8 protein-coding genes and 1 pseudogene are annotated in these 8,998 nt (G+C 63.8%); 3 read left to right on the forward strand and 6 right to left on the reverse strand.

Annotation, left to right across the window (positions count from 1 at the left end):
- Nucleotides 1-75 precede the first annotated feature (75 nt).
- The 5 genes from BKY27_RS16545 to BKY27_RS16565 form a co-directional block, all read right to left on the reverse strand.
- Nucleotides 76-1,749 (reverse strand): bifunctional protein tyrosine phosphatase family protein/NAD(P)/FAD-dependent oxidoreductase, encoded by a 1,674-nt coding sequence (locus BKY27_RS16545; protein WP_071675597.1) that lies wholly within the window; start codon nucleotides 1,747-1,749, stop codon nucleotides 76-78.
- Between the two features lie 24 nt (nucleotides 1,750-1,773).
- The gene (locus BKY27_RS16550; protein ID WP_071675598.1) at nucleotides 1,774-2,658 is read right to left on the reverse strand and encodes an MBL fold metallo-hydrolase; all 885 of its coding nucleotides are present in this window, start codon (nucleotides 2,656-2,658) and stop codon (nucleotides 1,774-1,776) included.
- Between the two features lie 34 nt (nucleotides 2,659-2,692).
- Entirely contained in the window at nucleotides 2,693-3,133 is a 441-nt protein-coding gene (locus BKY27_RS16555) for a DUF6691 family protein (RefSeq protein WP_071675599.1), read from the reverse strand.
- 4 nt (nucleotides 3,134-3,137) lie between these two features.
- A complete protein-coding gene (locus tag BKY27_RS16560; RefSeq protein ID WP_071675600.1) occupies nucleotides 3,138-3,569 on the reverse strand; it encodes a YeeE/YedE family protein in 432 nt (143 codons plus the stop codon).
- A 179-nt stretch (nucleotides 3,570-3,748) separates the two neighbouring features.
- The gene (locus BKY27_RS16565) at nucleotides 3,749-4,414 is read right to left on the reverse strand and encodes a Crp/Fnr family transcriptional regulator (protein ID WP_071675601.1); all 666 of its coding nucleotides are present in this window, start codon (nucleotides 4,412-4,414) and stop codon (nucleotides 3,749-3,751) included.
- Nucleotides 4,415-4,561: 147 nt separating this feature from the next.
- Here BKY27_RS16565 and BKY27_RS16570 point away from each other — a divergent pair, with 147 nt between their 5' ends.
- Genes BKY27_RS16570 through BKY27_RS16580 form a run of 3 tightly spaced genes read left to right on the forward strand, consistent with a single transcriptional unit; the run spans nucleotide 4,562 to nucleotide 8,889 of the window.
- Nucleotides 4,562-5,296 (forward strand): ABC transporter ATP-binding protein, encoded by a 735-nt coding sequence (locus tag BKY27_RS16570; RefSeq protein WP_071675602.1) that lies wholly within the window; start codon nucleotides 4,562-4,564, stop codon nucleotides 5,294-5,296.
- Nucleotides 5,290-7,656 carry an ABC transporter permease gene (locus BKY27_RS16575; protein WP_071675603.1) on the forward strand — a complete coding sequence of 789 codons (2,367 nt, stop codon included), beginning with the start codon at nucleotides 5,290-5,292 and terminating at the stop codon, nucleotides 7,654-7,656. The genes BKY27_RS16570 and BKY27_RS16575 overlap by 7 nt, the downstream gene beginning before the upstream one ends.
- Before the next feature lie 6 nt (nucleotides 7,657-7,662).
- Nucleotides 7,663-8,889: an efflux RND transporter periplasmic adaptor subunit gene (locus tag BKY27_RS16580; protein ID WP_071675604.1), complete on the forward strand. Its 1,227-nt coding sequence runs from the start codon at nucleotides 7,663-7,665 to the stop codon at nucleotides 8,887-8,889.
- On the opposite strand, the pseudogene BKY27_RS19975 reads toward BKY27_RS16580, so the two are convergent.
- Nucleotides 8,886-8,998 (reverse strand): annotated as a pseudogene (locus BKY27_RS19975) (IS481 family transposase); the annotation flags it as partial. The gene BKY27_RS16580 and the pseudogene BKY27_RS19975 overlap by 4 nt on opposite strands.

Below are 8,998 nucleotides of genomic sequence, written 5' to 3' on the forward strand. Positions count from 1 at the left end.
CCCGGTGCGCGCACCGGCGGGTCCGAAAGGCCCCCGCGCCCCGGTCGGGGCACGAGGGTCAAGAGAACGGGAGGATCAGCTTGCGCTGACCTTCTCGGGTTTCACCATCCACTCGCGGCCACGCAACATGGCCTTCCAGTAGACCGGCGGCAGCAGCTTGTCTTTCAGGAACCAAGACAGGCGGGACGGTTTGGTGCCGTCGATGATCCATTTCGGGAACGAGGGCAGCAGCGTGCCACCATAGCCGAACTCGGCCAGGACGATCTTGCCCCGTTCGACCGTCAGCGGGCACGACCCGTAGCCGTTGTAGATCATCGTGGGCGAGCGCCCGTCGATATCATCGGCCACGTTCTGCGCCACGATGGGCGCCTGCATCCGCGCGGCGGCGGCCGTCTTGGCATTGGGCGCGTTCATCACGTCGCCAAGCGACCAGATATTGTCATAGGTCTTGTGGCGCAGGGTAGCCTGATCCACGTCGACCCAGCCCGCGGCATCGGCCAGCGGCGACACCCGGATGAAATCCGGCGCGGTTTGCGGCGGGGTGACATGCATCATGTCGAACTCGACCGTGACCTCGGCCGGATCGGTATCGGGCTTGGCCACCTTGAAGGTGGCTTTCTTTGCGTTGCCGTCCACCGATACAAGGTTGTGAAAGAAGTTCAGGTCCGCATCGTATTTCTCGATGTATTTCTCCAGCGCCGGGACATAGTCCTTGACGCCGAACAGCACACCACCCGCATTCATGAACTGAATGTCGATATTGCGCAGCGTCCCGTTGCGAAACCAGTGGTCCGCCGAGAGATACATCGCCTTTTGCGGGGCACCGGCACATTTGATCGGCATCGGCGGCTGCGTGAACAGCGCCCGGCCTTCTTTCAACCCCTTGACCAGTTCCCAGGTGTAGGGGGCCAGATCGTAGCGATAGTTCGAGGTGACACCGTTCTTGCCAAGCGTATCGACAAGGCCCTCGACCTTGTTCCAGTCGAGCTTGATGCCCGGACAGACGATCAGCCGCGTGTAACCCACGACCCGACAGCCGTCGAGGATGACCGCGTTGTCTTTGGGCTCGAACGCCGCGACCGCCGACTTGATCCAGTGAACGCCCTTCGGGATCAGGCTACCCATGGTCTTGGCCGTTTCCTGCGCCTCGAAGATGCCGCCGCCCACCATGGTCCAGCCGGGCTGGTAGTAGTGGATATCCGCCGGATCAATGATCGCGATCTCCAGATCGGGTTTGCGCGATTTCAGGGACGCCGCGGTCGAGATGCCAGCCGCGCCGCCGCCCACGATCACCACGTCATAGCTGGCGTCGGCGCGGTCGGTGGGCGTCTTGCCCCCGTTCACGATGCGCCGCACCACGCCTGCCATGTCGTACCCCGCCGCCTTGGTCGAGGCGAGGATGTCGGCCACCGGCAGGTGATCGGCCTGGCTGAGCGACCAAAGGGTCGCGCAGCGCGTTCCCGTGCGGCAATAGGCGAAGACGGGCTTCGGCAATTCTTCCATGGCGTGAGAAAAGGCCGCAGCGTCGTCATCGCCGACCTTGCCCGAAACGACAGGCAGGTAGCGCATTTCGAGACCGGCGGCCTTGGCCGCCGCTTCGATCTCTTCGTGGTTGGGCTGATCGGCCCCTTCGCCGTCGGGGCGGTTGCAGATGATCGAGCGAAAGCCCTGATCCGCAATCCGCTGCACCTCGGCTGCGCTGATCTGCGGGCTGACCGAGATTGACGCGTTGATTGTCTTGATATCCATGACGTTTACCCTTCCGGCGTCGCCTTAAAGCTGGTTCACCGGGACTTTCAGCATAAGCCGTCCGTCCTTGTCGGTGGGGATCTCGCCGGCGCGCATGTTCACTTGCAGCGACGGAATGATGAGCCGCGGCATATCCAGTTGCGCGTCACGCTCGGTGCGGAACGTGACGAATTCTTCCTTCGTCTTGCCGCCGCCGACATGGATGTTGTGCGCTTTCTCTTCGCCGACGGTGGTTTCCCATTTGATGTCGCGGCCGTTGGGGCCGTAGTCGTGGCACATGAAAAGCCGCATCTCGTCGGGCAAAGCAAGAAGCTTCTGGATCGAGTCATAAAGCGTCCCGGCATCGCCGCCGGGGAAATCGGCGCGGGCCGAGCCACCATCGGGCATGAACAACGTGTCACCGACGAAGGACGCATCGCCCATCACATGCACCATGCAGGCCGGGGTGTGGCCGGGGGTATACATGGCCAGGGCGTCCATGTTGCCGATCTTGTAGGTGTCGCCGTCTTGGAACAGGGCATCGAACTGGCTGCCATCGCGCTGGAACTCGGTGCCTTCGTTGAAGACTTTACCGAAGGTGTCCTGCACGACCATGATGTTCGAACCGATGCCGATCTTGCCGCCCAGCTTTTGCTGGATATAGGGCGCGGCCGACAGGTGATCGGCATGGACATGGGTCTCGATCAGCCATTCCAGATTGAGGCCGTTCTTCTCGATATAGGCGATGATTTCATCGGCGTGGTCATAAGTGATCCGGCCCGCCGCGTAGTCGATATCCATGACGGAGTCGACAACAGCACAGGCATTAGAGGTCGGATCTTTCACCACGTAGCTGATGGTGTTGGTGGCCGGATCAAAGAAAGCTTCGATCTCGGGTTTGACAGACATATCAACGGGGTAGTTGGACATTTGTAAGCTCCTCCAGGTGTCAGTGTAGCAAGCATCAGGCCTGCGTCGGCGCGGTCGGGCGCCGGAAGTGCATAAGGAAGCGGGCAGCGAAGATGCCCGCGACGAGGGCGGCGGTGAACACGATCACCTCGATCCGCCCGGTGCCAAGGGCCGGCAGCGCACCACCGGGGCAGAAACCCGCGATGCCCCAGCCAACCCCGAAGACCAGCGATCCGCCAATCAGTTTCAGGTCGATGACGTTGGAACTGGGCACCAGGAATTTCCGGTCGAGGATCGGGCCGGTGGGCCGCTTCAGCACGAAGCGGTAGCCGATGAAGGCCACGATCACCGCCCCGCCCATCACGAAAATCAGGCTCGGGTCCCATGTGCCCGCCACGTCAAAGAAGTTCAGCACCTTGGCCGGGTTCGCCATGCCAGAGATGGAAATGCCGAGGCCGAAGATCAGGCCGATCAGGTAGGTCGCAAGAATACGCATTGGGTCAGCCTCCGATCACGTGACGAATGACAAAAACGGTGATCCCGGTGCCGATCATGAAACTGATCGTCGCGGTGATCGAGCGCGGCGACAGCCGCGCCATGCCGCAAACACCGTGGCCCGAGGTGCAGCCCGACCCGAAGGTCACACCGATCCCCACGATGAAGCCACCGATCAGCAGCATCGGCGTCGAGACAGGCACCTGCACGGCGGGCATCTGCCCCATCACGGCGAGGTAAGCCAAGGGCGCCGACACCATGCCGGCCAGAATTGCGGCGCGCCAATAGAAGTCTTCGCGCGAGGCCGGGCTGAAGAGGCCGGCAAGAATGCCCGTGGCGCCCATGATGCGCCCCATGAACAGCATCAACAGCACTGAAGCGGTGCCGATCAACACGCCGCCGAAGGCGCTGACAAGGGGGGTGAATTCGGTTTCCATCTATCCTGTTCTCCTTCGGCCTGCCTTGGGGATTCGCGCTTTCCCCTTTTGAATACAGGCCTTTTGGTCGTTTCCTAAGGCTCCCGTCACCGGGAATTGACATCTGTATTAGTTTGCACGCGCAACATCTTCAGTGACCATGTCACCAAAGCAAGCGCAGGCTCGGCAAATGGTCGGTTTCAGGCCGCTTCGGTTTCGGCCAGATGCGCGATGCTGTCGGGCTGCAACAGCTCGATCGTGCCCCGCGATTGCTTGATCCAATCGCGGCGCTGGAACTCCGACAACTGGCGCGAGATCACCTCGCGCGCGGTCCCCAGCTCCGCTGCCAATTGCTGATGCGTGGCCTTCACAACATCGTCCTGCCGCAAATCCAGCAGCTTTTGCGCCAGACGAATGTCCATGCGCTGGAACGCCACCTCTTCGATCACGTGAAAGAGGTCGGTGATCCGGCGCGAATAGGCCGAGAAGACGAAGGTGCGGAAATCCTTGGATTGCGAAATCAGGTCATCGAACACCGCCCGTGGAATGGCGGCGGCGGTGATGTCGGTCTCGGCCACGCCCTCGGCACTATAATCCTCGTAGGCCAGAAGACAGGCGGTCGTCAGCACACAGCTTTCGCCCGCATGAACCCGGTAGAGCACGATTTCGCGCCCGTTCTCGGCCAGTTGCTGCACGCGGACCGTGCCTTCCAGCAGGAACAGCAGGTTTTCCGGCGCCCGGCCGGGGCCGAAAATGACCGTTCCCTTGGGCAGCGAAATCACCGTCGAGCGATCACGCAGGATACCGCGCAGCCGGTCGGGCAGGCTCGACAGGCCCTGAAAGCGGAAAATCCAGTCTTCACTCATCGGCACGTTCGGCCCTCCTTGTCGCACGTTCCCCAAGTCTCCTGTCGCGCGCCCTTGCGTCAAGCCTTTCCGACAGGGCTGGCCACCGGCCTCGCGCTTGGCCATAGTTGGCGTCAGGATACGCGCGATAACACATCGTGGTGGGCCATGCCCCTTTCAAAGCGACGCCTCGACGCGGGCCATGCGGCCTTCGTCACCAAGGCACTGACCAAGACCTACGGCGCTGGCGAAGCCGCGGTGCACGCCCTGCGCGGGGTCGACCTGACGATTCCGGCGGGCGAGTTCGCTGTCCTGCTCGGACCGTCCGGATCGGGAAAATCGACGCTGCTCAACATCATCGGGGGGCTGGACAGGGCCAGTTCCGGCGAAGCGTTCTTCGGTGACAACAACCTGACCGCGATGAACGACCGGCAGTTAACCCAGTACCGGCGCAACCATGTGGGCTTCGTCTTTCAATTCTACAACCTGATGCCCTCCCTGACCGCCGAGGAAAATGTCGAACTGGTCACGGAAATCGCCCGCGATCCGATGGACCCGGCCGAGGCGCTGTCTCTGGTCGGCCTCAAGGAACGCATCCACCATTTCCCCGCACAACTGTCGGGCGGTGAGCAGCAGCGGGTGGCAATCGCGCGCGCGGTCTCGAAACGGCCCACCGTCCTGCTTTGCGACGAACCCACCGGCGCACTCGATTCCACCACCGGGCGCGAGGTGCTGCGCGTCTTGCGTGACGTCAATGAACAGCTTGGCACCACCGTGCTGATTGTCACGCACGCGGCGGCAACGGGTGGCATGGCCGACCGCGTGATCCGCTTTGCCGACGGCGCGATCCGCGACGTTGTGGTGAACGACACCAAACTGTCGCCCGAGGATATCCATTGGTAGGCCCGCTCACCCACAAGCTATTGCGCGACCTTTGGCGTATGAAGGGGCAGGCCGCCGCCATCGCCGCCGTCATCGCGGTGGGGGTGTTGCTTCTGGTCATGCAGTCCGGGCTGGTCACCTCGCTTCAGGACACCCGCGACGCCTATTACGATCGCTACCGAATGGCCGATGTCTTCGCCCCCGTGGCCCGCGCGCCCGGCTACCTGGAAACCCGGCTGGCCGACATTCCCGGTGTCGCGGCAGCCTATGGCCGGGTGACGGGCAGCGCGTTGATTGACGTCGCCGACCGCGACCTGCCGGTGCAGGCCCGCGCCGTTTCCGTCCCCGATCACGGAGAGCCGCCCGTGAACGGCTACCTCCTGGTTGATGGGCGCCACCTGGACACACGGCAGGAAGACGAGATCCTGTTGCTCAACAGTTTTGCCGTGGCCCACGGCCTGCATCCCGGTGACAGCCTGAGTGCCACGATGAACGGCGCACGGCGCATCTTTCATATCGTCGGCCTCGCGCAGGCGCCCGAGTTTCTCTACGTCACCGCGCCGGGCGAAATCATTCCCGACGACGCCCGCTTTGGTGTGATCTGGATGAGCCGCGCAGCACTGTCTGCCGCCTACGACATGCAAGGGGCCTTCAACGAGGCGCTGCTGACCCTCAGCCGCAATGCCAACGAAGCCGCCGTGATCGACGCCACCGACCGCCTGCTCGACCCGTTCGGCGGGCATGGGGCCTATGGACGCGGCGATCACCAGTCCGACCGCTTCGTGACCGAGGAAATCACCGGCCTGCGGGCCACCTCGCGCTCGGTGCCGCCGATCTTTCTCGGGGTGGCGGCCTTCCTGCTCTACATCGTGATGACCCGCATCATCCAGTCCGAGCGCGAAGAGATCGGCCTGATGAAGGCCTTTGGCTATTTCGACCGCGAGGTCGCTGCCCACTACCTGCACATGATCCTCGCCATCGCCGGTGGGGGCGCGGTGATCGGGGCCATTCTGGGCGTGCTGGCAGGCCGATTGCAGGTGCAGGTCTATCTGGAATTCTACAAGTTTCCTTTCCTCGTCTTCCGCATTGCCCCCGGCGCGGTGATCTGGGGGGTGGGTGTGTCGGTGCTGGTCGCCTCGCTTGGCGGGCTGGCGGTGTTGGCCCGCGTCTTTCGCCTGACGCCCGCCGCCGCCATGCGCCCCCCTGCCCCGCCGGACTATTCCCGCACCGGGAGGATCGGGGCCGCGCTGAACCGCTACCTCGACCAACCGTCGCGCATGGTGTTGCGCCGTCTGACCCGCCAGCCCGTTCGCATGGCAGGCTCGACCGTGGGGATCGCGTGCGGCATGGGGTTGTCGGTGGCGATGATCACGCTGATGGCCAGTTTCGATGAAACCATCGACTATGCATTCACCATTTCCGACCGCTCCGACCTCAATGTCAGCTTTACCCATGCGCTGGATCGGGACGCCCTCTATGCCTTGCGCCGGATGAACGGCGTGATCGAGGTTGAGCCGGTCCGCCATGTGCCGGTGGTCTTTCACAACGGTCTGAACAGCTATCAGGGCGCGCTGTCGGGGCTGGTTTCCACCCCCAGCCTCTACCGGGCGGTGGCCCGCGACGACAACCCGATCACGATACGCGAAGATGGCGTCATCATCGGCGGCGCGCTGGCCGACATTCTGAACATCGAGGCCGGCGACACCCTGACAGTCGAGATGCGCACCGGTCGCCGGGCAACGCTGGACTTGCCGGTGGTGGGCATCGCCCTGACCCGCATGGGCGCCCCGGCCTATATGGAGTTGTCCGCCATGAACCGGGCCATCGGCGAACCGGGGCGGGTTTCTGGCGCCTATCTGCGGATCGACCCGGACCATGCCAGCGCGATCTACCGGCAATTATCGGATATGCCCGCTGTGGCCGGTGTGGTTCTCAAGGCAGAAAGCCGTGACGCGTTCCAGCAGATCATGGATACCGGGGCGGGCGCGGTGCGCTATGTCATGGCCATCATCGCGGGGGTCATCACCTTCGGCGTGGTCTACAACGCCGCGCGCATCGCCTATGCCGAGCGGTCGCGCGATCTGGCCTCGCTGCGGGTGGTGGGATTTACCCGTGCCGAGACCAGCTTTGTCCTTCTGGGCGAGCTGGTCGTGGTGACCCTGCTTGCAATCCCGCTTGGCACCGGCTTCGGCTTTGGCCTTGCCTGGGCGGTGAGCGAGGCGTTCTCGAACGACATCTACCAGATCTCGGCCTGGCCCGACGCGCCATCTATCGGATCGGCAGCGGCGGCAGTGCTGGCCTCGGCGGCCTTTTCTGGGCTGCTGGTCAAACGTCAGATCGACAAGGCCGATCTTGTTCTGGCCCTGAAAACAAGGGAATAATCAACCATGGCCCGCAAACGTTCCAGATTGCCACTGACCATCGGCGCCAGCGTCATCGTGGCGGGGGCCCTTGTCGCTGCCTTCTGGCCGCAGCCGACGATGGTGGATATGGGCGCCGTCACCCGTGGCCCCATGATGGTCACCATCGACGAAGAGGGGCGCACCCGTGTGCATGACGCCTATATCGTCTCGACCCCCGTCGCCGGACGGCTCTTGCGGGTCGAGGTCGAGCCCGGCGATCTGGTGACGCGGGGCGAAACCGAGGTTGCGGTGATGGAACCAACCAACCCGGCCGCGCTAGACATCTCGACCCGGCAACAGGCACAGGCCGCCGTGTCGGCCGCCGAGGCCGCGCTGCAAGTGGCGCGTGCCGACCTGAACGCCGCGCAGGCACAGCAGGACCTGGCCCACAGCGATCTGGAACGCACGCGGACCCTCGCCGCCAGCGGCACCGTCAGCACCGCCGCCCTCGACCGGGCCCGGCAGGCCGCCCGCGCCGCCGACGCGACCGTGGACACCGCCAACGCCGCCATCGCCATGCGGCAGGCCGACCTCCAACTGGCTCAGGCGCGGCTGATCAGCTTTGACGATCAGGGCCTTTGGGGGGCGATTGGCGACAGCGAACACGCGATCCCGCTGATGGCCCCGGCCAATGGCAGTATCCTGCAAGTCATGCAGCAAAGCGAAACCACGCTGCCCGTGGGCACGCCGATCATGGAGATCGGCAATATCGGCAGCGACCTTGCGGTATCGGCGGCCCTGCTGTCCACAGACGCGGTGCAGGTCAGCCCCGGCGACCCCGTCATTATCGACAACTGGGGCCAGCCGCAGCACCTGCATGGCAGCGTCACCCGCATCGACCCCTATGGCACCACCCGCGTCTCGGCGCTTGGCGTTGAGGAACAACGCGTCAACGTCCTGATCGACTTCACCAGCCCGGCAGAGGACCGCGCGGGCCTTGGCCATGGCTTCCGGGTCGAGGTGCGGATCATCGTCTGGCAATCGGATGACGCGCTGATCCTGCCCTCGGCGGCGCTGTTCCGGCAGGGCGGCGATTGGGCGGTCTTTGTCGTGGTGGACGGGCGCACCGCGTTAACTCCGGTTGAGATCGGCCACAACAACGGTACCGAAGCCGAGGTGCTGTCGGGCCTTGAGGCGGGGGCAACAGTCGTGCTCTACCCGTCGTCCGCAATCACCGACGACATGGCCGTTGCCCCGCGAACGGTGAACTAGATGTGGAACGTCAACAGGTTGTTCCGATCCAATCCTAATCGGCTGATTGGTGGTTTTGACTTTAGCGCCGAGTGCGGACGGTGCCAATTGTAGAGATGCGTCCATACGG

Source organism: Nioella nitratireducens, from assembly GCF_001879715.1.
In the GTDB taxonomy this organism is placed as follows: domain Bacteria; phylum Pseudomonadota; class Alphaproteobacteria; order Rhodobacterales; family Rhodobacteraceae; genus Nioella; species Nioella nitratireducens.